This window comes from Actibacterium sp. D185-2, assembly GCF_054954595.1.
The window spans coordinates 215,459-239,241 of sequence record NZ_JBPWNX010000005.1; the positions used below are offsets into that span (position 1 = coordinate 215,459).

At 65.9% G+C, this 23,783-nt stretch carries 22 protein-coding genes; 8 read left to right on the forward strand and 14 right to left on the reverse strand.

The features are described 5' to 3' along the window. Positions 1 to 65: 65 nt before the first annotated feature. The 12 genes from ACSR1C_RS11470 to ACSR1C_RS11525 all read right to left on the reverse strand — a co-directional run bounded on the left by ACSR1C_RS11470 (position 66) and on the right by ACSR1C_RS11525 (position 9,264). Entirely contained in the window at positions 66 to 911 is an 846-nt protein-coding gene (locus ACSR1C_RS11470; RefSeq protein ID WP_460259340.1) for a F0F1 ATP synthase subunit gamma, read from the reverse strand. Beyond that, the gene (locus ACSR1C_RS11475) at positions 908 to 2,428 is read right to left on the reverse strand and encodes a F0F1 ATP synthase subunit alpha (RefSeq protein WP_460259339.1); all 1,521 of its coding nucleotides are present in this window, start codon (positions 2,426 to 2,428) and stop codon (positions 908 to 910) included. Before ACSR1C_RS11475 ends, ACSR1C_RS11470 begins: the two co-directional genes overlap by 4 nt. Next, positions 2,406 to 3,146 (reverse strand): F0F1 ATP synthase subunit B family protein, encoded by a 741-nt coding sequence (locus ACSR1C_RS11480; RefSeq protein WP_460259338.1) that lies wholly within the window; start codon positions 3,144 to 3,146, stop codon positions 2,406 to 2,408. Before ACSR1C_RS11480 ends, ACSR1C_RS11475 begins: the two co-directional genes overlap by 23 nt. A gap of 4 nt (positions 3,147 to 3,150) precedes the next feature. Next, positions 3,151 to 3,396 (reverse strand): F0F1 ATP synthase subunit C, encoded by a 246-nt coding sequence (locus tag ACSR1C_RS11485; protein ID WP_460259337.1) that lies wholly within the window; start codon positions 3,394 to 3,396, stop codon positions 3,151 to 3,153. Next, positions 3,393 to 4,085, reverse strand: coding sequence for a F0F1 ATP synthase subunit A (locus ACSR1C_RS11490; RefSeq protein WP_460259336.1), 693 nt, complete (start codon positions 4,083 to 4,085; stop codon positions 3,393 to 3,395). Before ACSR1C_RS11490 ends, ACSR1C_RS11485 begins: the two co-directional genes overlap by 4 nt. Beyond that, positions 4,082 to 4,363: an N-ATPase subunit AtpR gene (locus ACSR1C_RS11495; RefSeq protein WP_460259335.1), complete on the reverse strand. Its 282-nt coding sequence runs from the start codon at positions 4,361 to 4,363 to the stop codon at positions 4,082 to 4,084. The genes ACSR1C_RS11490 and ACSR1C_RS11495 overlap by 4 nt, the downstream gene beginning before the upstream one ends. Next, positions 4,360 to 4,644, reverse strand: coding sequence for an AtpZ/AtpI family protein (locus tag ACSR1C_RS11500; protein WP_460259334.1), 285 nt, complete (start codon positions 4,642 to 4,644; stop codon positions 4,360 to 4,362). Before ACSR1C_RS11500 ends, ACSR1C_RS11495 begins: the two co-directional genes overlap by 4 nt. After that, positions 4,641 to 5,084, reverse strand: coding sequence for a F0F1 ATP synthase subunit epsilon (locus ACSR1C_RS11505; RefSeq protein ID WP_460259333.1), 444 nt, complete (start codon positions 5,082 to 5,084; stop codon positions 4,641 to 4,643). Before ACSR1C_RS11505 ends, ACSR1C_RS11500 begins: the two co-directional genes overlap by 4 nt. Beyond that, positions 5,081 to 6,508, reverse strand: coding sequence for a F0F1 ATP synthase subunit beta (atpD, locus tag ACSR1C_RS11510; RefSeq protein ID WP_460259332.1), 1,428 nt, complete (start codon positions 6,506 to 6,508; stop codon positions 5,081 to 5,083). The genes ACSR1C_RS11505 and atpD overlap by 4 nt, the downstream gene beginning before the upstream one ends. Further along, the gene (locus ACSR1C_RS11515; RefSeq protein WP_460259331.1) at positions 6,505 to 7,662 is read right to left on the reverse strand and encodes an alpha/beta fold hydrolase; all 1,158 of its coding nucleotides are present in this window, start codon (positions 7,660 to 7,662) and stop codon (positions 6,505 to 6,507) included. The genes atpD and ACSR1C_RS11515 overlap by 4 nt, the downstream gene beginning before the upstream one ends. Positions 7,663 to 7,786: 124 nt before the next feature. Continuing rightward, complete coding sequence (locus ACSR1C_RS11520) at positions 7,787 to 8,347, reverse strand: carboxymuconolactone decarboxylase family protein (RefSeq protein WP_460259330.1); 561 nt, start codon at positions 8,345 to 8,347, stop codon at positions 7,787 to 7,789. 191 nt (positions 8,348 to 8,538) lie between these two features. After that, positions 8,539 to 9,264, reverse strand: coding sequence for a GntR family transcriptional regulator (locus ACSR1C_RS11525; protein WP_460259329.1), 726 nt, complete (start codon positions 9,262 to 9,264; stop codon positions 8,539 to 8,541). A gap of 855 nt (positions 9,265 to 10,119) precedes the next feature. On the opposite strand from ACSR1C_RS11525, the gene ACSR1C_RS11530 reads away from it, so the two are divergent. Continuing rightward, positions 10,120 to 11,187 (forward strand): outer membrane protein transport protein, encoded by a 1,068-nt coding sequence (locus tag ACSR1C_RS11530; protein ID WP_460259328.1) that lies wholly within the window; start codon positions 10,120 to 10,122, stop codon positions 11,185 to 11,187. A 50-nt stretch (positions 11,188 to 11,237) separates the two neighbouring features. Here the strand turns inward: ACSR1C_RS11530 and ACSR1C_RS11535 are convergent, their stop codons facing one another. Further along, positions 11,238 to 12,104, reverse strand: coding sequence for an SDR family NAD(P)-dependent oxidoreductase (locus ACSR1C_RS11535; protein ID WP_460259327.1), 867 nt, complete (start codon positions 12,102 to 12,104; stop codon positions 11,238 to 11,240). Positions 12,105 to 12,529: 425 nt separating this feature from the next. On the opposite strand from ACSR1C_RS11535, the gene ACSR1C_RS11540 reads away from it, so the two are divergent. From ACSR1C_RS11540 to ACSR1C_RS11565, 6 genes are all read left to right on the forward strand, one after another. Continuing rightward, entirely contained in the window at positions 12,530 to 13,681 is a 1,152-nt protein-coding gene (locus ACSR1C_RS11540; protein WP_460259326.1) for an acyl-CoA dehydrogenase family protein, read from the forward strand. Further along, positions 13,678 to 14,700 carry an acyl-CoA dehydrogenase family protein gene (locus ACSR1C_RS11545; RefSeq protein WP_460259325.1) on the forward strand — a complete coding sequence of 341 codons (1,023 nt, stop codon included), beginning with the start codon at positions 13,678 to 13,680 and terminating at the stop codon, positions 14,698 to 14,700. Before ACSR1C_RS11540 ends, ACSR1C_RS11545 begins: the two co-directional genes overlap by 4 nt. Further along, positions 14,697 to 15,500: an enoyl-CoA hydratase-related protein gene (locus tag ACSR1C_RS11550; RefSeq protein WP_460259324.1), complete on the forward strand. Its 804-nt coding sequence runs from the start codon at positions 14,697 to 14,699 to the stop codon at positions 15,498 to 15,500. The genes ACSR1C_RS11545 and ACSR1C_RS11550 overlap by 4 nt, the downstream gene beginning before the upstream one ends. 44 nt (positions 15,501 to 15,544) lie before the next feature. Then, entirely contained in the window at positions 15,545 to 17,647 is a 2,103-nt protein-coding gene (locus ACSR1C_RS11555) for a 3-hydroxyacyl-CoA dehydrogenase NAD-binding domain-containing protein (RefSeq protein WP_460259323.1), read from the forward strand. Between the two features lie 475 nt (positions 17,648 to 18,122). Then, positions 18,123 to 19,298 (forward strand): RsmB/NOP family class I SAM-dependent RNA methyltransferase, encoded by a 1,176-nt coding sequence (locus tag ACSR1C_RS11560; RefSeq protein ID WP_460259322.1) that lies wholly within the window; start codon positions 18,123 to 18,125, stop codon positions 19,296 to 19,298. A gap of 196 nt (positions 19,299 to 19,494) precedes the next feature. Continuing rightward, positions 19,495 to 21,786, forward strand: coding sequence for an ATP-binding response regulator (locus ACSR1C_RS11565; RefSeq protein WP_460259546.1), 2,292 nt, complete (start codon positions 19,495 to 19,497; stop codon positions 21,784 to 21,786). 6 nt (positions 21,787 to 21,792) lie between these two features. On the opposite strand, the gene ACSR1C_RS11570 is transcribed toward ACSR1C_RS11565, so the two are convergent. Next, positions 21,793 to 22,410 (reverse strand): gamma-glutamyl kinase, encoded by a 618-nt coding sequence (locus tag ACSR1C_RS11570; protein WP_460259321.1) that lies wholly within the window; start codon positions 22,408 to 22,410, stop codon positions 21,793 to 21,795. Positions 22,411 to 22,591: 181 nt separating this feature from the next. On the opposite strand from ACSR1C_RS11570, the gene recA reads away from it, so the two are divergent. Beyond that, positions 22,592 to 23,662 (forward strand): recombinase RecA, encoded by a 1,071-nt coding sequence (gene recA / locus ACSR1C_RS11575; protein WP_460259320.1) that lies wholly within the window; start codon positions 22,592 to 22,594, stop codon positions 23,660 to 23,662. The last annotated feature ends 121 nt before the right edge of the window (positions 23,663 to 23,783 follow it).

Genomic DNA, 23,783 nt, shown 5'->3' on the forward strand with positions numbered 1-23,783 from the left:
GGCGCGGTTCACGCTGCCTGGTCTTCCCTGAACAGCAGGTTCATGGAATGAATTGAGCCTTGACGCTAATGCCGCGATGGCGCGGGCCGTTCCGATCCTGACGACAACTCGATGATTTCGGTGGTCATCTGATCCTGCCGCGCGCGCTGAAATTCGCCCTTCAGATCGCCCGCGATGCGCCGGACGTTCGATTGCGCGCGGGCCATGGCATCGGCCCGCGCGGCATTCTCGGCGGCAAAGCCCAGCATCAGCGCCTCGCACAGTTCGGTAAAGACATATTCCTCGACCAATGCCGCGACCAGATCGCCCGCGGGCAGCGTCACCAGCGGGCTTGCCCCGGATGAGGGCGGGAAGCGGCTGAAATCGAAGGGAAACAAGGTGCGCCTGATCAGCGATTGGCCGGGCGTTGCCGGATCCGCAAAGATCAGCCGCACCGCGCGTTCGGGGGTGTCGGCCAGCCGGGCGAACAGGGCGTCGGCCATGCGGCCCGCAAGGGCCGGCACCTCGGGCGCATGGGCGACCATGTCGGCGGACCAGACCGGCGACTGCGGACGCTGATCCAGTGCGCCTAGGGTTCGGGCGCCAACCACCATCAGTGCGGCGCCCGCATCGGTTTCGCGCAGCGCCGCTTCGGCCAGCCGGTCGGCGTAGCTGCCGGAAAATCCCTGTGCCGCGCCGACGACAAGGACCAGGTCGCCCGCCCTGTCTGCCGGACGGGCAGGCGGGGTGACAAGCAGCGACAGCGCGACCGACAGCGCCCCGGCCACGGTGGCCTCATGGCTGCGGATCGCATCGAGATGCGCGCGCGCCTCGATTTGATGTGCAGCGGCCAGCGCCCGCAACGTCGAGACGATGCTTTCGATCTGGCGGATATTGTCGATCCGGCCTTTGATCTCTTCGGGGCGGTTCATGGCGCGGGATCCGCCGGGGACGGGGCGATGCGCGCGGCGGCGGAGCGGACGCAACCGATCAGGGCGGCGCGTGTGGCGTCGTCCAGACTGTCGGGGGCGGCACGGAACGCGGTCAGCTTCGGTTCGGCGGCGATCAGCGGGCCAAGGGCGGCCTTGAGATCGGGAAAGGCCGCGGCCGGCACCGCATCAAGCGCCCCCTCGGCCAGTGCCGCAAGCAGGGCCACCTGCACCGGCAGGGTCAGCGGGGCATAGCGGCCCTGCGCCAGCAGCGCGCCGATCCGTTCGCCATGCGCCAGACGGGCCGTCATCGCCGCATCGCTGAACCCGCCGAAGCGCGAGAAGACCTTCATTTCCAGATATTGGGTGTAATCGAGCCGGACCCGCCCCGCGACCGCCTTCAGCGCGCCCGACTGCGCCTTGCCGCCGACCCGGCTGACCGACAGGCCGATATCCACCGCCGGGCGCTGATTGCCGGCAAACAGCGCGGCCGAGGTGACGATCTGCCCATCGGCGATCGAGATCAGGTTGGTCGGGATATAGGCCGACAGGTTCCCGGCCTCGATCTCGGCGATCGGCAGCGCGGTCAGGGATCCGCCACCTTTCGCCACTGACAGCTTGGCCGAGCGTTCCAGAAGCCGCGCGTGCAGATAGAAGATATCGCCCGGATAGGCCTCGCGCCCCGGCGGCTGGCGCGACAGCAGCGCCAGTTCGCGGTGCACCGCCGCGTGTTTGGTCAGGTCGTCATAGACGATCAGCGCGTGGCCGCCCCGGTCGCGGACCCATTCGGCCATCGAGGTTGCGGCAAAGGGCGCAAGCCAGCGCAACCCCGGCTCGGCGGTGGCGGGGGCGACGACGAAGATGCAGCGCTCGAACGCGCCCTTGGCGCGCACCGCCTCGATCACCCGGCGCACGGCGGTGGTGCGCTGACCGATCGCGACATAGACACACACGATATCGCTGGCGGCCTGATTCAGGATCGCGTCGACCGCGATCGAGGTCTTGCCGGTGCCGCGTTCGCCGATGATCAACTCGCGCTGGCCGCGTCCGATCGCGAACAGCGCATCGACGACCAGCAGACCAGTTTCGACCGGCTGCTGCACGAAGTCACGCTCGATGATCTCGGGGGCGGGGCGCTCGGTTTCGGCGGTGTCGGGGGTGTCGATCGGCCCCAGATCGTCCAGCGGCCGGCCCAGTGGATCGACCACGCGGCCGAACAGCGCCGCGCCGACCGGCACCGACAAAAGCTGCCCGGTCCGGGTCACCCCGCTGCCCGCGTCGATCCCGGTCATGGGATCCAGAAAGGCGGCCTGAAGCAGGGTTTCATCCAGGTTCAGCACAAAACCGCGCGCGCCGGTGGCGAATTTGAGGATCTCGCCCAGCCGCGCGCCGGGCAGCCCCGAAACATGGGCCAGCCCGTCGGCGATTTCGGTCACGAGGCCGGTTTCCTCGGCCTCGGGGCCAAGGGCCGCCGCCGCGACGCGGGCTTTCAGGGCGTCAAGGCCGGGATCCGTCGTCATCGTTAAGCGCCTTCGCGATGCGGTTGAGGTCATGAGCGAGCGAATTGTGCACGACGCCCGATTCCGAGCGCAGCTCCAGCCCCGCAATCAGCGCGGGGTCGGTTTCGGCCGGGGCGGCGTCGATGCCGAACGGGGCCAGCGCGCGGCGGGCAGTGTCCAGATCATCGGGCGACAGCGGGTGCGGCGCGACCAGCCGCAGGCCCCCGCCGGTGATCAGCGCGTGGCGGCCGTCCTCGGGTAGGGCGGCAAGGGCTGCGGCCAGCCGGTCGGCAAAGCCCGCCACGGTGGGCGGTGCGGGCAGGGCCGACAGCGCGCGCTGTGCGATTGCCCCGGCCAGATCGCGGGCCCGCGCCAGTGTTGCGGCCTCGGCCGCCTGCGTGGCCTGGGCGGCCTCGGCGCGGGCATCGGCCACGATCCGGGCTGCCTCGGCGCGGGCGGCATCCAGCAGATCCTTGCGCTGCGCCTCGGCCTCGGCCTGTGCGTCGGTCAGGACCTTGTGGCGCGCGGCCTCGGTCGCGGCGATCGCGGTTTGTGCGGCGGCGGTGGCGGTCTTGGCCTGTGCCTTCGCGGCTTCGGCGTCCGCCAGTGCCGCGCGGGTCGCCGCCTGGCGTTTGGCGATGATCCCGGCCACCGGGCGGAACAGGAAATGCCGCAAGATCGCCAGCAGCACCAGAACGTTGACGAGCTGTAGCCCGAAGGTGACCCAATCGAACGTCATCGGCCTATTGAACGAACGGGTTGGCGAACAGCAGCAGCAGCGCGATCACCAGGCAGTAGATCGCCATCGTTTCGATCATCGCGAGCCCGACGAACAACGTGCGCGACACGGTTCCGGCGGCCTCGGGCTGGCGGGCGATCGCGTCCATGGCGGCGGCGACGGCGCGCCCTTCGGCCAGGGCCGGGCCGATGGCCCCGAACGAGACCGCCAGCGCGGCGGAGATGATACTGACAATGTCGACATAGTTCATGGGCGGGGCTCCTTTTCGGGGGATGGGGTGTCGTCCTCGACCGCAGAGGCGATGAACACAAGGGCGAGGATCGCGAAGATATAGGCCTGAACGGCGCCGGTCAGCAGATCGAGCGCCATCAGCGGGATCGGTACCAGAAGCCCGGCCAGCGACAGGATGATGCCGACGACGAAGACCCCGCTCATTACATTGCCGAAAAGGCGCACCATGAGCGAGAAGGCGCGGGTAACCTGTTCGATCAGGTTCAGCGGGATCATCACCCAGCTGGGCCGGGCAAAGCTTTTCAGATAGCCCCAGCTGCCCTGCGCCCGCACGCCGAACAGGATCGTCGCGCCGAACACGATCAGCGCAAGTGCGGCGTCGGTTTCCAGATGCGCGGTGGGCGGCTCGACGCCGGGGATCAGCGATGACCAGTTGGCGGTCAGGATGAACAGGAACAGCGTGCCGATCAGCGCGCGATAGCGCGTGGGATCGCCGGGGATGGTGGCGCGGATCTGATCGTCGACCGTGGTGACGATCAGTTCAAGCGCGACCTGCGCGCGCGCCGGTTTCAGGGCCAGCCGCCGGGTCAGCAGAAAGGACAACAGCGCCATCCCCGCAAGGATGATCCAGGTCGTCACCACCGTCTGGCTGATCGCAACCGGGCCAAGGCTGAAGGCGGAGGTGACGGACAGCGGCGACTCGGTCATGGCGCTTCCTTCCCGGCCGCCCGCAGTACCAGCGCCCGGCCCACCAGTACGCCGCACGCTCCGGCCAGCAGCACCGCCGCGCCGCCGCCCCACGCGCACAGGTAAAGGAAAAGGCCCAGACCGGCCATCCGCGCCAGTTGCAGCGCCACGGCGCTTGGTTGCCCCGCCAGCATCCGGTGGGCCAGCCCCCGCAGGCTGCGGAAATGCAGCCAGCCAACAGCGCAGCCGGCCAGCGCGGCAAGGCCCGCAAGGGCCAGGATATGCGCGTCCAGGCTCATTGCTCGTGCATCCAGCGCAGCGCCAGCCAAAGACCCAGCGCCGCGCCGAGCATGGTCAGCGCGGCCGACAGGGTGATGCCGGTGCCAAGCTGGCTATCAAGCCACCGGCCCACGACCACGCCCAGGATCGTCGGGCCGACGATCACCCATCCCAGCACCCCGATCTGCCCGAACCGACGCGCGAGCGAGGGTTCTGGATCGTGTTGTGCGGCCTCGGCGCGTTCGTGGCTGCGCCGGGCGGCCTTTTCCAGATGGCCGTCATCTTCGGCGTCTTCGGTCATTGGAAATCCTCCGCCAGGTCCTGAACGCCGGGCTGTTGCGGGCCAAGCCGCAGCATAAGTCGCCGGATGGCGCTGGCATGCAGGCGGGTCTGCTCGCCCCGCGCGCGGCGTGCGGCATCGCCTTCGTCTTCGGCCTGCGCGCGGATCAGGGTTTCGAGCCGGGCCAGATCGTCGCCCGCCACCGCCTCGCGGCAGGCTACGTCCACGCGGGTGCCGCCCGACACCCGCAAGACCCCGCCGCGCAGCGCGCAAAAGCGCCAGGGGCCATCCGCGTCGCGCCAGCGCAGCACCGAGGCCCCCAGAACGGTCAGGAAATCGGCATGGCCGGGCTGGATGCCGAAGCCGCCGCTGCCGTCCTCGGCCCGGACCGAGGTCACCTCGATTGCCCGCACCGGCACGGTCAGCGGCGTCGTCACCGTCAGTGTCAGGGGCCCGCTCATGCCGCCGCCGCGCCCGTGCGGGCGGCCTCTTTCGCGCGGGCCTCGTCCAGAGTGCCGATCATGTAGAGCGAGGATTCGTCCCAGTCGTCGCAGGCGCCGTCCAGGATCGCGCTGCATCCGGCGACGGTGTCCGCCACCGGCACCGACCGTCCCTCCATCCCGGTATAGGCGGCGGCGACGAAGAAGGGCTGCGTCAGGAACCGCTGAAGCCGGCGGGCGCGCCCGACCAGAAGCCGTTCTTCGCGGCCCAGTTCCTCGACCCCCAGCAGGGCGATCACATCGCGCAATTCCTGGTAATGCTCGATCAGCTCGCGGATCCGGCCCGCGACGCGCGCATGTTCGGCGCCCACCACCAGCGGATCGAGCAGGACCGACGAGGTCGCGATCGGGTCGATGGCGGGATAGATCCCTTCGGCGGCCAACTGGCGCGACAGCACCACGGTACTGTCCACATGCGCGCTGATGGCGGAAACTGCGGGATCGGTGAAATCGTCGGCGGGGACATAGACCGCCTCGATCGCCGTTACCGACGCCCGCCCGACCGAGGCGATGCGCTCCTGCAACTCGGCCACCTCGGTTTCAAGCGTCGGCTGATAGCCCACGCGCGACGGCATCCGGCCCAGCAGCCCCGACACCTCGGACCCGGCCTGAACGAAGCGGAAGACGTTATCCATCAGCAACAGCACGTTGCGGCCTTCGTCGTCGCGGAAATGCTCGGCGATGCTGAGCGCGGTCAGCGGGGCGCGCCAGCGCGCGCCGGGCGGTTCGTTCATCTGACCATAGACCAGCACGGTCTGATCAAGGACACCGCTGTCGCGCATCTCGTTCAGCATCTCGTGGCCTTCGCGCGACCGTTCGCCGACGCCCGCGAAGACCGAAATGCCGTCATAGCCGGCGACCATGGCGCGGATCAGTTCCATCACCAGCACGGTCTTGCCGACCCCGGCGCCGCCGAACATCGCCGATTTGCCGCCCTGGGCCAGCGGCGCGAGCAGGTCGAGCACCTTGACCCCGGTCGAAAACACCTGCGTCTGCCCCCGCTGCGAGGAAAGCGAGGGCGCGGTCTGGTGGATCGGGCGCCGCGGCACGTCGGCGGGCAGCGCCGGGCCGTTGTCGCCGGTGTGGCCCATGACATTGAGCAGCCGGCCAAGGACGGCTTTGCCGACCGGCACGGTCAGCGATGCCCCGGTGGGCCGGGCCGGGGTGCCGCGCGCGATGCCCTGCGTCGACTGAAGCGCGATGGCGCGGACATGGTGATCGTCCAGATGGGCCTGCACCTCGGCCATGATCCGCGCGTCGCCGGTGCCGATTTCGACCGCGTCGTGGATTGCCGGCAACGCGCCGGTCACGCGAATGTCCAGAACGGGACCGCGCACTGCGGTCACGGTGGCCTTGGGGGCCTCGGGGGTGGCGGCGGCGCTCATTCTGCCTGCCTCGCGGCGATCCACTGTGCGATGGCCGGCCACTGTTCGGCCAGCGGCCGGTGACCCATGAACAGGCCGACATGCCCGCCGGGCGCCAGCGATTGTTCGATCTGGTCGCCAGGGGTGCCCAGATGTGCAGCCGCGGCAAAGACCTGTTCGGGGGGTGTCACGTCGTCATCGGCGCCGGCCAGCAAGTAGCAGGGACAGGTTATATCCTTCAGCGCCACCTTGTGCCCGAGCGCGGGAAACCCACCCTCGGCCAGCAGATTGCCCCGGAAGATCCACTCGATCGTCTGCAGATACCACCGGCCGGGCAGGTCGTTCAGGATATCGTACCACTCCTCGAACGCGGCGGTGCGCGCCTGATAGCAGGACTCGTCGGCACGATCATAGAGATCGACATATTCGTTCAGACAGTTCTGCGCGGGCAGGACGTTCTTCCAGCCCGACAGCATCGTGGTGCCGCGCATCAATCCGTCGCCTGCCGCGACAAGCTTGGTGTAGGCAGAGCGCGGAATCGTCGCGACCAGATGTTTCAGCACCCCGTTTCCGGCCTGGGTGTCAAGCGGCGCGCCCGCCGCGACCAGGCTGCGCACTTTGTCGGGAAACCGCGCGGCATAGGCCGCCGCGAGCCAGCCGCCCTGACACAGCCCGACCAGATCGACGCGCCCGCCCAACTCGTCCACACAGACGTTCAGCTCGGCCAGATGGGTGTCGATTGTCAGGTTCTTCATCTCGGGGGTGGCGCTTTTCCAGTCGGTCAGCGCGATGCGGGGCAGGCCGTTGGCGATCAGGGTCGCGATCAGGCTTTGGCCGGGATGCAGGTCGGCGATGGCGGCGGTGTGGCCGGCATAGGGCGCCACCACAAGGACGGCGGGCCCCTGGGCCCCTTTCGCATAGTCGCGCAGCCGCAGCGTGGTCAGGTCAAGCAGAACGCGGTTTTCGGTGGCAAAGCTGGACGGGGGCGGGGCGTTGACGCGCTCTGCCTCGGCCAGACGCTCGAACCCCTTGCGCGCGGCTTCGGCCTCGGCGGCGCCCAGTTCCAGCGCCCAGACCAGCGGCCACAGAAACGGCAGCCCGTGCGGCACATAGCCGGCGGCGCGGTCTGGGCCGCCCGGCTTGTTTTCTTCTAACCTGTTATTCGTGCTGGACACTTGCGATACTCGAGGCGCCGCTGTGTGGGACTCGGCCTTCGCGGGAACACTACCCCAGACATCCCGCCAGCCGAAGGATAAAAGTGACGCAAGGGATGTGCACGGTTGCGCGGCCCGGCCGCAGTCAGCCGTTCAGCGGGTGTTCGGACAGATCTTGCGCGATCCGGTCGTCCAGCGGCGTGTCGAACGAATTGAGGATATAACCAAGGGTGGAATAGAACCCCACCGTCGCGATCACGTCCAAAACGCCCTCCGACCCGACCAGGTCAGCCAGGGTGGCGGCGGTGGCGGGCGTCAGTTGCTTGTGATCGAACAGCTCGTCCACCGCGCCGGCGATCAGCGCATCCTCGGGCGCCATGCCGGCCACCGGCCCACGCAGCGCGGCGATGCGCGCGTCGTCCATGCCACATGCGCGTCCGCGCGAAACATGATGCCCCCACTCATACGCCGATCCCAGGCGCACCCCGGTGCGCAGGATGACAACCTCGCTACGCTGTGGACCCAGCACGTTGGTGACGACCACATGATCGCGCAGCGCGGCCCAGGCGCGCAGCAACGCCGGGTGGTGCGCCATGACGCGATAGACGTTGAGAGCACCGGCGAAGCCGTGCCGCATCTCGGCGATTTCCTCGGGCCAGGCGGCGTCGGGGACAGGGGGCAGGTGCAGGCCGGGCAGGGTGGTCATGGCGGTGTCGATCTCCTTTTGTGCATCCCGCAGTCCGGGAAAACGGCTGTTCCCCTTCTAATGCGGTCTGACGGATCGGCAACGGTTGTCTGGCTGCGCCGCGGTTTCATCCCGACCGACCAGCAGATGCGCATCAACTCGCTGGTCGTTTCCGGTTGCCTGTACCGCCGCCGCAATGACCGATGCGGCGGCTAGCGGGGGCGGGCAAATAGTGCATTCTCTTTGCTAAAGTCGATCTTGTTGAACTGAGAGCCGGTAATGGCCCTTGCCGTCGCCGACATATGCTCTTGCTGGAGCCGGACGGCGGTGTCCACGTCGCGATCAAGCACCGCTTCCATCAGATCCCTGTGCTCTTTCTGCGCGTCCCGGTTTTCGGCGCCGGCCTTCAGCGCCAGAACGCGGTAGCGGTCCATACAGTCGAACAGGTTTTCCGAAAAATCGAGAAGCCAGCGCGACCCGCAGGACGCGACCATGGCCATGTGATACGATTTATGGTTCCGGGCCCAGTCAGGGTGCATTTCGCCGGTTTCGGTGAACTGAGGCGTCCGCCGGAGCCGGCTTTCGGCCAGGATGATCTGTTCTTCCCAGGCGACATCGCCGCGCTCGATGGATTCGGCCAGGATGATCTTGCCAAGCAGCGAACGGGTCCTGGACAGTTCCTGAAACTCTTCCATGCTGACAGGGGCGACCTGAAAGCCTTTCTGTTCATGTCGCTTGACGAAATTCTCGGTAGAGAGCCGGCTCAGCGCCTCGCGGGTGGGGCTGGCGCCGACGCCGTAAAGATCGGTCAGCCGCTCTATCTTCAATTTGCTGCCAGGCGGGAAGTTACAGGTTAGAATGTCGCTCCGCAGCCTTCGATAGACAAGCGTCGACATTGTTTCCGAAGAGGCGCCAGGTACAGGGTGGCTTTCGTTCATGGGACTCCTGCATATTTCAGATGGGGTCAGTTGGCGATCCCCTAAGACATAAGGTGCGTCCAGAATATCGTTTTTTGCAGGAATTCCCAGAAAAATCGTTAATTGCGCAATTTCATACGCTCGTTCCGCATTTCGCAGCCAGCGGCACCATCGTCGTTTCTGATTGGGCGTTGATTTGCGGTAAGTGGCAGAAAATAATGTATATTATTCCACCTTAAATATCCGGTGGCATTCAGAGTTCGGCCAAAAAGGCGGGGGAAAGGCGGGAAAACTGCGCCGTTGAACGGGTTTAGGCAGCGTGCCGCCATGTTGACAGGATAGGAGGCTTAGCTTACTCGTATTTTTATAAGAATAAAAAATATATGTTGCACGATTGCGGCATCAAACTGCGTGACATGGAGGGGGCGGTGGTCGATCCGGCCGATGCATCCGCAAGGAGGGAGGGTGCATCGCGCGACGCAAGACCCTGCCCATATTGGGAGGAGACACTGGTGACAACCGGACACGCCGGGAATGGCAGGCGCCACGCGCGCCGGGCATCCGGCAGGGGCATCCGCCCCTTCGTGCTGAAGGGCCCGCAAGGTTCCGCCCGTCACATCTGAGCTTTCTCGAAAGCCTGCCAAGCACCGCTGCCGACAGGCCGGTGGGGGATCATTCACAGCCCTGCCGCCCGATCGACACAGGCTTTGGCCCGGCCGGACCGAAAGCGGAAGCGTATTTTCCGAAGGCGTCGGATTTTCGAACGGAGAGGGATAATCCCCTGATCCGAATGGATAATCTTTGCCAGATCGTCTGGTGTCGGCGTCGAGCGGCGAAAACTTCGTAGAAGACGTACCAAAAGGGAGAGAGAAAGAAATGAAAGTCGCCACTTATATCCAGAGCATCATGCTGATGCTCGGGGCTACGGCAGCACAGGCCGGAAATACCGATTTGTCAGGGCAAAGCATCACGCCGCTTTTCGAGCAGGGAACCCATGTCGAACTGGGCTTCAGCGCGGCCAATGTGAAGGTGTCGGGCACCGATCCGTTCGGGGGCGACATGGGCGAATTCGCCGCCAATCCGGTTTTTTTCAGCGGGGCCCTGAAGGGCGATATCAACGACCGGCTGTCCTATGCGCTGATCATGGACACGCCTTTTTACGCCGAGGCCGAATATCGCGGCCCCAGCATCTATCAGGGGCTGGTCGCCAAGATCGACACCAAAGCCGTCACCGGCCTGCTGCGCTACAAGTTCAATGACAACTGGAGCGTCCACGGCGGTGTGCGCGCGCAGTCGCACAAGACGCTCTTCTCGCTGCCGGTGCTGTTCATCCCGGAAACCGGCACCACCTATTTCAACTACAGCTTCACGACCGATACGGATTACGCGTTGGGATATGTCATCGGCGGTGCGTTCGAAATTCCGATGATCCATGGCCGGGCGTCGCTGACCTATAACTCCAAGATCAAGTTCCACAACAAGTCGGTCGAACTGGGCGTTCCGAACACCTGGCAGCCCGAATTCCCGGAATCGGTCAACTTCGAATTCCTGACCGGCATCAACCCCAAGACATTCGTCTTTGGCGGCGCGCGCTGGGTGCACTGGGAAGAAACGGAACCCCGCTTTCCGATCTCGGGGCTGCTTTTGTCCGATCTGGAGAACATGACGACCTACCGCTTGGGCGCCGGGCGCATCTTCTCTGACAAATGGATCGGGGTTGTGGAACTGGGCTATGAGCCGACCACCAAGTCGCGTTTCGACGTGCTGAATCCTGTCAACGGGTTCAAAAGCATCGCCCTTGGCGCGGTCTATAGCGCCGGTAAGACGCAATACACCGTTGGGGTGAACTATGTGGATGTCGGTGACGCCAAGAACCCGGAAACTGGCAACTGGACCGGGAATTCGGTTCTGGGGGCCGGTGTCAAGGTCGCCTACAAGTTCTGAAAGCCGAACCCGTGGGGGACTGTCCCCCACGGGTCGATCCATGCCTGCGCTCAGGGCAGGGACAGGCCATGATCCTGGGCGATTGTGGTTGTGATGGACCAGAGCCTGGCGGCCTTGGCCGGGTCCATCGCCAGCGGTTCGGGTTTGTATTTCTTCGGGCTGCGCAGGGCCGCGCCGTTGGCGTGGCGCACATCCGCATCGGTCAGAAGCCGGATCGCATTGACCGCCGAAACCTCGGGGCGGGTGCCGAACCAGCCCATGGCCTTCATGATGAAGGGCATCGCCGGGTCTGACATGCTTTTGGTCTTGGTCGCGCCCACGCAGGCCGCGGCGATGGTCAGGGGCCGGTCCTGCCACAGTTTCGCGGCTTCCTGGATATGCAGAAAGCCCAGGACATGGGTGCCCAGAACCGACTTGAAGAACGACCATTTGCGATGTTCGAACTGAAGGTCATCCAGATCGACCTTGATGAAATCCCCGACATTGCCCGCGATATGCACAATGCGTCCGTCGCCCGAGGCAGCAAGCTGATCGGCCAGCAGCCGGTTCAGCGCCGCCCGCGCGAAATACTGAAGCGCGAAGGCGAATTCGAGCCCGTCCGGCGTCATCTGTTTGCCGTTGAACGCGGTCATCGCGGTGTGCATGATGCCGTGCAGTTCAGGTTTCCAGGCGCGTACCCCGTCCGCCACCGCGCCGACACCGGCAACCGTGGACAGATCGCCGGCCAGGAATTCGGCCGATGTGGCACCGGCCTGCCGCATCGCGGCGGCGGCGGCTTCGCCGGCGTCACGCCCGCGCCCCACGATCAGAATATTGGCGCCGCGGCGGGCAAGGTTCTGCGCCGTCGCCCTGCCGATCCCGGTTGAGCCACCAAAAAATACAAAATTTGCATTCTTTACAGCGCGTTCTTCGGTCATCTCGATCCCCGTCGATTATGGCGCCCACCCGGATTTAGACGAACCAATGCCCGTTATCGGCTGGGCCGGCGGGGTCCGTCATACCGTTTGGACATGGCGCGACGATAATATATGATTCATACTGGATACAAGCAGTCAGTCGCATTTGCGGGCAGTGGGGCACCGTTCGGCCGGTGTCGAAATGCCATCGGATTGGGGTCGTTCGACCCAAGCGACAGGTTGACAGAATCCCGGGACGCATCTAACTGTATTTTTATAACGACTTAAAAAATACCAATACTGGTGCTGTCCGCAAACCTCGATACCGACATCGGATCGGCCGTGCGACAGGATGGCGCCCAGGCGCGAAGGGAGTAGGCCACAGTGGCAGTCGGACATAGAAAAGGGGCGCTTGCCGTGATCGGTGCAAGGCCCGGCCAATTCTCATGACATATCAAAGCCGCGGCGAGCTGAGCACCGCACAACACGATGAAATGCCCGATTTGCGGGCAGAGGTTCGCGCCTTCGTTCAGGCCGAGGCCGAGACGGGCGCGCTGCGTCCGGGTCGGCAAAGCTGGACCACCGCGCGGGCGGAATTCTCCGAAAAATGCGCCGCGCGCGGCTATATCGCGATGACCTGGCCAAAGGAATACGGCGGTCATGAACGCAGTCCGCTGGAGCGCACCATCGTCTGCGAGGAATTGCTGGCGGCCTCGGCGCCGCTTGGCTTTCACTGGATCGCCGACCGGCAAAGCGGCCCGCAGCTCCTGCGCAACGGCACCGAGACGCTCAAGCGCCGGGTGCTGCCCGAAATCGCCGCCGGGCGCTGCGCCTTCAGCATCGGCATGAGCGAGCCGGATTCGGGCTCTGATCTGTCTTCGATCCGCACGCAGGCAGACCGGGTGGATGGCGGCTGGGTGATCAATGGCCGCAAGATCTGGACGACCAACGCCCATGTGGCCAATTACATGATCGTGTTATGCCGCACGGCGCCGCGCTCGGACAACCGCCATGCCGGCCTGTCGCAACTTGCGGTGCCGATGACCACGCCGGGGGTTTCGGTGTTTCCGATCGCCAATCTGGCGGGCGAGCATGAGCTGAACGAGGTCGTGTTCGATGATGTGTTCGTGGATGACGACCACCTGCTGGGCGAGGCGGGCAGCGGCTGGCGCCTGGTGACCGAGGAACTGGCGTTCGAGCGCAGCGGCCCGGACCGCTATCTTTCGACCTTCGCCGTGCTGCGGCTGCTGACCGACGCCCTGGGCCCCGACCCGGACCGCCACGCGGCGGTCGAGGTCGGGCGGCTTTTTGCCCGGCTGGGCGCGATCCGCAACCTGTCGTTTTCCATCGCCGCGATGCTGGGACGCAAAGAGCCGGTGTCGGGGCTGGCCACCGTGATGAAAGAGTTGGGCACCACGTTGGAGCAGGAAATCCCCGACGTCGCCCGTGGCCTTGTCGATGTCATGCCGGTGCAGTCCGGCGACGATCTTCCGGTGGCCCTGGCCCTGGCCATTCTGAACGCGCCGTCGTTTTCCCTGCGCGGCGGCACACGGGAAATCCTCAAAGGTATTATTGCAAAGGAAATCGGGCTGCGATGAGCGAGATTTCACAAATGGTCGCCGGCACGGTGGGTGAATTCCTGTCGCGCCATGCCGCACAGGGGCATGACACATCCCGGGGCCTCCCCGATGGGTTCATGGCCGAATTCGAGGAAACCGGCCTGGCGCTGACGCTGGTGCCAGAAGAGCAGGGCGGCGTCGGGTTCGACTTCGAGGTGGCGGCGACCGTGTCGTTCCTGTGGGGCTATCATGCCGGGCCGCTTGCCGTGGGCGAGATCATGCTGGGCAACCAGATGGCTGCCCTGTGCGACCGGCCCGATCTGATCGGCCGGATGACGCTGGCCCCGACGCCGGGGCCCGGTGCGCCGGTCAGGGCAGCTTGGTTTGCGGGGGCCGAATGGGTTGGCGTTCCGGTTTCGACCTCGGGCAAGCCGCAACTGGCACTCCTGCCGGTTGGTTCTGACGTGTCGCCGCTTGACGATCTGGCCGGTCTGGCGGTTCTGGAACTGCCCGCCGCCGGTCTGTCGGACGGCACCGCGCCCCGCATCGATCTGCCGCCGGGCGCCGCCAACCTCGACCGCAGCGGCGCCCTGCTGACCACCGCGGCCATGCTGGGCGCGATGGAACGGGTGACCGAAATCGTGGTGGACTATGTCCAGACGCGCAAGCAGTTCGGCCGCCCGCTGACAAAATTTCAGGCCATCCAGCACATGATTGCCGACAGCTATTCCGAAACCGTGCTGACCCGCGCTGCGTTCGAGCGGGCGTTGAGCGCGGTCGCGGGCGAGAGGGCCGACACGCTCGACTGGAAAATCGCAAAGGCGCAGGCGGCGCGTGCGGCCGGGATCGTGGCCGCGACCGCGCATCAGGTCATGGGGGCGATCGGGTTCACCGCCGAACACGATCTGCACCGCTTTACCACGCGGCTGTGGGCCTGGCGCGATCGCTGGGGGCGCCAGGCGGATTTCGAGGCAGAACTGGGCCGGATGGCCTGTACGGGCGGCGGGGCGCAGATGTGGGCCGCGCTGACACAGACCCGAATGGAAAGCGAGACATGACCGATCAAATCGTAAAGACCGAGCGCGACGGAAACGTCGCGATCCTGACCCTGAACGATCCGGCACGGCGCAATGTGCTGTCCGATGAAATGGTGGATGGGGTGGTTGCGGCGCTGCAGCAGGCGGACAATGATCCGCAGGTCTATTGCGCCGTGCTGACCGGCGCGGGGCCGGATTTCTGTTCGGGCGGCAACATCAAGGACATGCTGAACGGCACCAACCCGATGTTCACCGGCACGCCTGCGGAAATGCAGGCCTCCTATCGCCGTAATATTCAGCGCCTGCCCAAGGCGTTCCATGCGGTCGATATGCCCATCGTCGCGGCGGTGAACGGCAACGCCATCGGCGCGGGCTGCGATCTGGCCTGCATGTGCGACATCCGGATTTCGACCACCGGCACCCGGTTTTCCGAAGGATTTTCGCGGGTCGGGCTGATCTCGGGCGATGGGGGGGCGTGGTATCTGCCGCGCGTCGTCGGCGTGTCGCGGGCGATGGAAATGGCGCTGACCTGCGATGTGGTCGATCCCGAGCGCGCGGTTCAGTGGGGGCTTGTGTCGCGCGTCGTGGCGCCCGAGGCGCTGCTGGCCGAGGCGCTGGCCGTGGCCGGGCGGGTGGCGTCGTTCTCGCGGCTTGGCTCGCGGCTGAACAAGCGGCTGATCCGGCAGTCGGCAGAGCTGAGCCTGGCCGACAGTCTGGAACTGGCGGCGGCCTATCAGTCGATCATTCAGCACACCCACGATCAGGGCGAGGCCGTGGCCGCGCTGATCGAAAAGCGCCCGCCGCATTTCACCGGATCCTGAAGCGTCAGGCGCGCGGACGCCCCCAGAACAAGGAATAGACATCCATGAATGCCTCTGTCGTGCACCCCCGGAGGGACGGCGCCTGTGCGCTGATCCTGATCGACAATCCGCCGGTGAACGCGACATCGCAATATGTGCGCGGCGGGCTGCTGGCTGCGGTCGAGGCGGCGATTGCCGATCCCGCGGTCGCGGCGATGGTGATTGCCTGCGAAGGCCGGACCTTTGTCGCCGGGGCCGAGATCCGGGAATTCGGCCTGCCCCCGGTCGATCCGCATCTGTCCGTCATCGTCGACCGGATCGAGCAGTGCGAAAAACCGGTGGTCGCCGCGATCCACGGCACCGCCCTGGGCGGCGGGTTCGAACTGGCGCTTGGCTGTCATGCGCGCATCGCCGACCGTTCCGCCAAGGTCGGTCTGCCCGAGGTGAAACTGGGCATCCTGCCCGGCGCGGGCGGCACCCAGCGGGTGCCGCGGCTGGCGGGCGTGGCCGCCGCGCTCGATCTTATCGGCAGCGGCCGCTACATCCCCGCGACCGAGGCTTTGGCGCTGGGGCTGATCGATGCGGTGGCCGAAGGGGACCTGCGCGCAGAGGCCACCGCCCTTGCCCTTTCGCTGGTCGGGCAGGCGCCGCGCCGGGCGTCAGATCTGCCGGTGCCGGATTTCACCCCGGCCGAGTTCGAAAAGGCCGCGATGCAGGTGTTCAGCCGCGCGCGCGGGCAATTGTCGCCCCTGAGTGTGATCGAGGCGGTCCGGCAATCCACCCTTCGGCCCTTTCGGGGCGGGCTGGTGGCCGAACGTGCACTGTTTCAAGCGCTTGTCGGAACGGATCAGGCGCGGGCGTTGCGCTATGCCTTCTTTTCCGAACGTCAGGTTCAGCGCGAGCCCGATCTGCACGGGGTTGCGGCGCGGCCGCTGCGCGCGGTCGGGGTGATCGGCGCGGGCACCATGGGGGCGGGGATCGCGGTGGCGCTGCTGAGCCACGGGATTCGGGTCACGCTTGTCGAGACCGACGCGGCGGCGGCGGACAAGGGCCGCGCCCGTATCGACGGCCTGTATGACCGGCTGGCGCGCTCGGGGCGGATCGACGCCGAAGGGCGCGCCGGGCAACTGGCGCAGCTTCGGCTTAGCACCCGGTTCGATGACCTTGCCGACACTGATTTCGTGATCGAAGCCGCCCCCGAAAACATGGACATCAAGACCCAGATATTTGCGCGGCTGGGGCAGGTCACACGCCCCGGAACGGTGTTGGCCACCAACACCTCGTACCTGGATGTCAACGCCATCGCGGCGGCCAGTGGCCGGCCCGAAGACGTGATCGGGATGCATTTCTTTTCGCCGGCCAATGTGATGCGTCTGGTCGAGGTGGTGCGCGGCGCGGCCAGCGCCAAATCCGCGCTGGCCACCGGAATCGCGCTGGCCCGGCGCATCGGCAAATTGCCGGTCACCTGCGGCGTCTGTGACGGGTTCGTCGGCAACCGGATTCTGTCGACATGGCGCCAGCAGGCCGATTTCGCGCTGGAGGACGGCGTCATGCCCGAAGAGGTCGACGCCGCGCTGGAAGCCTTCGGTTTCGCGATGGGGCCGTTCACGGTTCTGGATCTGGCCGGGCTGGATGTCGCCGCCGCGCGGCGCAGGCGGCTGTATGAAACCTGGGATCCCAAGGTTCGTTACAGCGGTGCCATCGCCGATCGGCTGTGCGACATGGGCCGGTTCGGGCAAAAGACCGGGGCTGGCTATTACCGCTATGTCGACGGCACGCGGCTGGTCGACCCAGCGGTGACCGCGCTGATCAAATCCATGGCCGGCGGGAACGCCCCGGCGCGGCTTCAGCCCTTTGACGCGGCCGCCCTTCAGCGCCGCGTTCATGCGGCGATGGTGAACGAGGGCGCGCGCATTCTGGGCGAAGGCATCGTCAGCCACCCCGCCAGCATCGACATGATCCTGGTCCATGGCTACGGATACCCCGCCTGGCGTGGCGGCCCGATGTATGAGGCCGACCGCCTTGGCCTGGCGGGCATTCTGGACGAGGTGCGCGGGATGCACGACCGCTTCGGTCCCGGGTGGGAACCCGCGCCCTTGCTGGAAGAGCTTGCCGCAAGCGGTGCAAGATTTGCCGACTGGGCCGAAAAACGACAGGTTGCGGGCTGATCGTAGGATGGTGGCGCGTGGGTTTTTCCCGGCGGTTCCACCAACTTATTTCCTAAAATGAACACTCTCCGTTGAAAATGTAGTGCCCATTCAGGACAGCCGGGGTTCGGGCGGGTACGCGGCCCGTCCGAACCCATCGCAAATTTCCCGCTAGCCCGACCGGGGAGAAGTACTATGAACCGCAGGCCGAGTTCGATAGGCTTGCGCAAAATGAAGCGACCGGCCTTCTGAAAATAAGCGGCGCGGTTCAGTTCGGGCACGACTTGTATCATCGGCTGGTCCCGGCCTGACCTCCGGTCCGGCCTTTCGTCAGTGCGTATGAATGGATAGGGCTGTCCTTTTTGCTGCAGGCGGGTCAAAAGATCGCGCAGGGCCATGATCTGTGGATGTTCCCAAAGGTGAAACCCGGAGTAATGTTCGTGTTAACAATGAAGTACGGGACGATAATGATTCAACGCATCATGGGGGGGGCGCAATGACACCCGCCGCCCGGATCGCCGCAGCGATCGACCTTCTGGACGGAATTCTGGCCGGAGCGCCGGCCGAAAAGCTGCTGACCACATGGGGGCGGCAGAACCGGTTCGCGGGCTCGAAGGACCGCGCCGCGATCCGCGATCATGTGTTCGACGCGCTGCGCTGTCTGCGTTCTTACGCGGCGTTGGGCGGGGGGCGGACCGGGCGCGGACTGATGCTGGGCGCGCTGCGCGACGCGGGCACCGACCCGGCCGAGGTCTTTACCGGCGAGGGTCACGCGCCCGCACCGCTGAACGAGGCCGAGCGCGCCCTGACCGTGACCCGCGCCGATCTGGCGCAGGCGGTGGCGCTCGATTGTCCCGACTGGCTGGTGGTGCCGCTGCGCGACAGTCTGGGCGCGGATTTCGCCCCGGTGATGGAAGCGCTGCGCCACCGCGCGCCGGTCTTCCTGCGGGTCAATCTGCGCAAGGGCGATCGCGATGCGGCCCAGGCGGCCTTGGCCGACGAGGGCATCGATACCGCGCCGCATCCGCTGTCGCCCACCGCGCTGGAGGTGCTGACCAACCCGCGCCAGGTGCAAAACAGCGCGGCCTATAGCGCCGGGCTGGTCGAGTTGCAGGACGCAGCCTCGCAGGCGATCACCGACATGCTGCCGCTTGCGGCGGACGCGCGGGTACTGGATCTGTGTGCAGGTGGCGGCGGCAAGGTCCTGGCCATGGCAGGCCGGGTGCGGGCGCGGTTCTTTGCCCATGACGTCGCGCCGCAACGGCTGCGCGATCTGCCCGCGCGGGCGGGTCGGGCGGGGGTCGAGGTCACGCTGCTGCAAGGCGACGCGCCCGAGGCCGAGGCGCCGTTCGATCTGGTGCTGTGCGATGTGCCGTGTTCGGGTAGCGGGGCCTGGCGACGCAGCCCCGAGGCCAAGTGGCGGCTGACCGAACCGTCGCTCAAGGCGCTGCTGGCCACCCAGGCGGCGATCCTGGACCGTGCGGCGCTGCTGGTCGCGCCGGGCGGGCATCTGGCCTATGCCACCTGTTCCCTGCTGGCGGCCGAAAACGGTGCCCAGATCGACGCCTTTCTGGCACACAGCCCCGGCTGGACGCGGCAGGCGGTGCGCAGCCTGACCCTGCTGCAAGGCGGCGACGGTTTTCACCTCTCGCTTTTGCACCGCGCCATCTAGCGGAAATTGCACCGATTTGCGGCCAATACGAACTTCTTAAGAGGTGCTTAACCAAATCGCGTCGAAATGCGGGAAGCACGAATCGTATTGGAGGCCACAGGTGGCGGTCACGGACCCCGGTTCCAGCCCATTGCTGAAACGTTCCGCGGCTTTCGCGGCGCACGGCCGACAGGTGCTTGGATTTGCGCTGGCGCTGATGGTCGCCGCACTTTATGTGCCCGGTCCGGTGGCGGGCGCGTTGCTGGCGGCGGCGGCGGGCACGCTGGCGGCGCTGGTGTTGCTGGTGCGGTTGATCGGGGGACGGGCGCGGAAGGGACCGCTGGCGCTGGCCGACGCCTTCGCCGCGCAGGACACCGCGCCGGGCTTCGTCACCGATGTCGACGGTCAGGTGATCTGGCGCAACCCGGCCTCGGCGGCGCGGTTCGGCACGGCCCGGCAGGAAACGCTGATCCGCGCATTGGGCGAACTGTTCGCCAACCCTGCGGCGGTGATCTATCGGTTGCAGGCGCGGGTCGAGGCGCAGGGCGCGGCACAAGAGGATGTGGTCACCCGGCGGGGTCATGTGCGCATCGCGGTGCACCGGATCGCGCCACAGACCTATTTCTGGCGGTTCGACGAAATGGAAGAGCGCGGCGGCGGTCGCGGCGCCGAGGCGCTCAGCCTGCCGTTCATGACCGTGGGGCGCAACGATACGATCCTGTTCATGAACGAGGCCGCGCGCCGGGTGTTGGGCGGACGGGCCAAATCGCTCGACACGATCTTTCCGGTGTTGCCGATCCGCTCCGGCGCGGTGGCCGAACTGCGCGGTGCCGACGGCCCGCTGCCCGCCCGGATCGTCGAGTTCGAGACCCGGACCGGGCGGCGCGAGATCTACTTTCTGCCGCTGGATCACGGTGTGGCATCGGACAATGCGGGGCCGTTTTTCGATGCGTTGCCGGTGGCGCTGCTCAAGCTCAACCTGACCGGCGAGGTGACGATGGCCAACCGGCTGGCGCGCGACCTTCTGGGCCAACCCGCAGGCGCGATGAACCTGACCGATCTGGTCGAGGGGCTGGGGCGCCCGGTACTGGACTGGCTGACCGAAGTGGCCGAGGACCGGATCGTCAATCGGGCCGAGGTGCTGCGCGTACGCCGCGACGACAAGGAGGTATTCCTTCAGGTCACGCTGGAGCGTATCGACGACGAAGGTGAAACCGGGCTGGTGGCGGTCTTGCATGATGCGACCGAGCTGAAAACGCTCGAGGCGCAATTCGTGCAAAGCCAGAAGATGCAGGCGATCGGTCAGCTGGCGGGGGGCGTCGCCCATGATTTCAACAACCTGCTGACGGCGATCTCGGGCCATTGCGACCTGCTGCTGCTGCGCCATGACGAGGGCGACCCGGATTTTGCCGATCTCATGCAGATCAACCAGAACGCCAATCGCGCGGCCAGCCTTGTGCGGCAGCTTCTGGCCTTTTCGCGCAAGCAGACGCTGCGCCCGGAAATGGTCGATCTGCATGAAACGCTGACCGATCTGACCCATCTTCTGAACCGGCTGGTGGGCGAGCGCGTGTGGCTCACCGTGTCGCATGACCCCAACCTGACCCGGATCCGGGCCGACAAGCGCCAGTTGGAGCAGGTGATCATGAATCTGGTGGTCAATGCGCGCGACGCGATGCCCGAAGGCGGCGAAATCCGGATCGAAACGACCATGCACCACCTGAGCGAAGAGCTGCACCGCGACCGGGCGTTGGTGGCACCGGGCGATTACGTTCTGGTGCGCGTGATCGACGAGGGGCAAGGCATCCCCGCAGATAAGCTGACCAAGGTGTTCGAGCCGTTCTATACCACCAAGCGAGTGGGCGAGGGCACCGGGCTGGGCCTGTCCACCGCCTATGGCATCATCAAGCAATCGGGCGGCTTCATTTTCGTCGACAGCGCGCCGGGATCGGGCACCTGTTTCACCCTGTATTTCCCGGCCCGCGCCGGGGGGGCGGCGGATGCGGTTCAGGAACGGGACATATTGCCGGATCTGCCCGAGATGTCGCTGGCGGCGGTCGGCGGGTCGGCACATGTGCAGGCCGCCGGATCGGCGGCAGGCCCGCCGGCGGCGCTGGACCGGGCCCGCGCCGCGCCGGGGCAGGGCGAGGGCGTGGTTCTGCTGGTCGAGGACGAAGCCCCGGTGCGCGCCTTTGCCTCTCGCGCGCTGCGGATGCGCGGTTATACGGTGCTCGAGGCGGGGAATGCCGAAGAGGCGCTGGAGACGTTGAAGGACGACAAGATCAATGTCGATGTGTTCGTGACCGATGTGGTGATGCCGGGCATGGATGGGCCCAGCTGGGTGCGCCGGGCGCTGGAGGCCCGGCCGGAGACGCGGGTGGTGTTCGTTTCGGGCTATGCCGAGAACGCCTTTTCCGAGGTCCAGGCCCGCATTCCGAATTCGGTGTTCCTGCCCAAGCCCTTCTCATTGACCGAACTGACCACGACGGTGCGCGATCAGATGCACTGAGATGGTTCAGGCCGGCCGGTGATCGCCGCGCGCCACTGCCGCGTGCAGGGCGAAATCCTCGGCACGTTCGCTGCGCAGCCGCGTCTCCAATTCCGGCGAAAGCACCGTGATACCGTCCGGCGAGCGGTTCATTTCGGCGGGTGGCGCAAGATCGCGGCCCAGCCGTGCCGCCAGAAAGTGGCGCAGCCCGTCCTGATCCTCGTAAGGGAACAGAAAGTCGGTGATTACCTTGCCCTGGCCGTTCGATACGAAGCGGAACTGCGATCCGACCCCGGCCCAGGCCGGTTGCTCTGCGGCCAGATAGCCCGCGACGAATTGATCGAAGGACAAGCCGGCGGTGGAATTCGGCTGCCCGTTCAGCGCCGGGCGGCCACGATAGCGGTACCAACTGCCCAGCCAGTCCAGCGGGTCGCGAATCACGGCCATGGTTCGAAGATCGGCCGTGCCGCTTGGGTCCAGTACCGGCAGCAGCTTGCGCCGAAACCGCTGTGCCGCCATGTGTTTCAGCCCGGGCGGGTGGCGGACCACCATATCCGCCATGTCGCCAAGCGCCGCCGTATAGGCCTGCGTGCCGGTCTTCGGCACCGCAAGAAACACCAGCCCAGCCTTCCAGAACACCATCATCGCCCGTTCGCCCCGATTTTCTTCTAATTCGTTCTTTGGCGTAAACTACTCCTTAACCTGTCGTGATTGAACATGGTTTCGAAGAATTCACTTGAAATGTTCTCCCTTTGATCTCATAAAGATGAGAACAAGAGCACTCATTGCCGCCCCGTGCAGGGTGTGAAATAAGGATGACAATGCAATGGCCACTGCGGATCTTCTGGACATGAGCGACAAGCGAAATTCCGACAAGCAAAAGGCGCTCGACAGCGCGCTGGCACAGATCGAGCGGCAGTTCGGCAAGGGCTCGATCATGAAACTGGGCGCCGACAATCCGGTGACCGAGATCGAGTCGACCTCGACCGGATCGCTGGGACTGGACATCGCGCTTGGCATCGGCGGGCTGCCCAAGGGCCGGATCATCGAGATTTACGGCCCCGAAAGTTCGGGCAAGACGACGCTGACACTGCATTGCGTCGCCGAAGAGCAGAAAAAGGGCGGCGTCTGCGCCTTTGTCGACGCCGAACACGCGCTGGACCCGCAATATGCCAAAAAGCTGGGCGTCAATCTGGACGAGTTGCTGATTTCGCAGCCCGATACCGGCGAGCAGGCGCTGGAGATTGTCGATACGCTGGTGCGCTCGGGCGCAGTTAGCATGGTGGTGATCGACTCGGTCGCCGCGCTGACCCCGAAATCGGAGCTTGAAGGCGAAATGGGTGACAGCAGCGTGGGCGTCCATGCCCGGCTGATGAGCCAGGCGATGCGCAAGCTGACCGGCTCGATCTCGCGCTCCAATTGCATGGTGATCTTCATCAACCAGATCCGCATGAAGATCGGCGTGATGTTCGGCTCGCCCGAAACCACGACTGGCGGCAATGCGCTGAAATTCTATTCCTCCGTCCGGCTCGATATCCGCCGCATCGGCGCGATCAAGGACCGCGACGAGGTGGTGGGCAATGCCACCCGCGTGAAGGTCGTCAAGAACAAGGTGGCGCCGCCGTTCAAGCAGGTGGAGTTCGACATCATGTATGGCGAGGGCATTTCCAAGACCGGCGAGTTGCTGGATCTGGGGGTGAAGGCCGGTGTGGTCGACAAATCGGGCTCGTGGTTTTCCTATGGCGACGAGCGGATCGGCCAGGGCCGCGAAAATGCCAAGACCTTCCTGAAGGAACACAAGCAAACCGCGCTGGAGATCGAGGACAAGATCCGCGCGGCGCATGGGCTCGATTTCGATATGAGCGCCGCCGGCGACGCGGATATCCTGGAAGCCTGACCCGCTGCGACAGCACGACTGACAGGCCGGGGGGAAACATCCCCGGCCTGTCTGCTGTGGACAGGCCCGGCGCGCAGGGCTAAACGAGGCTGATGCGAATTGCCAAGCCCCGGAAAGGCCA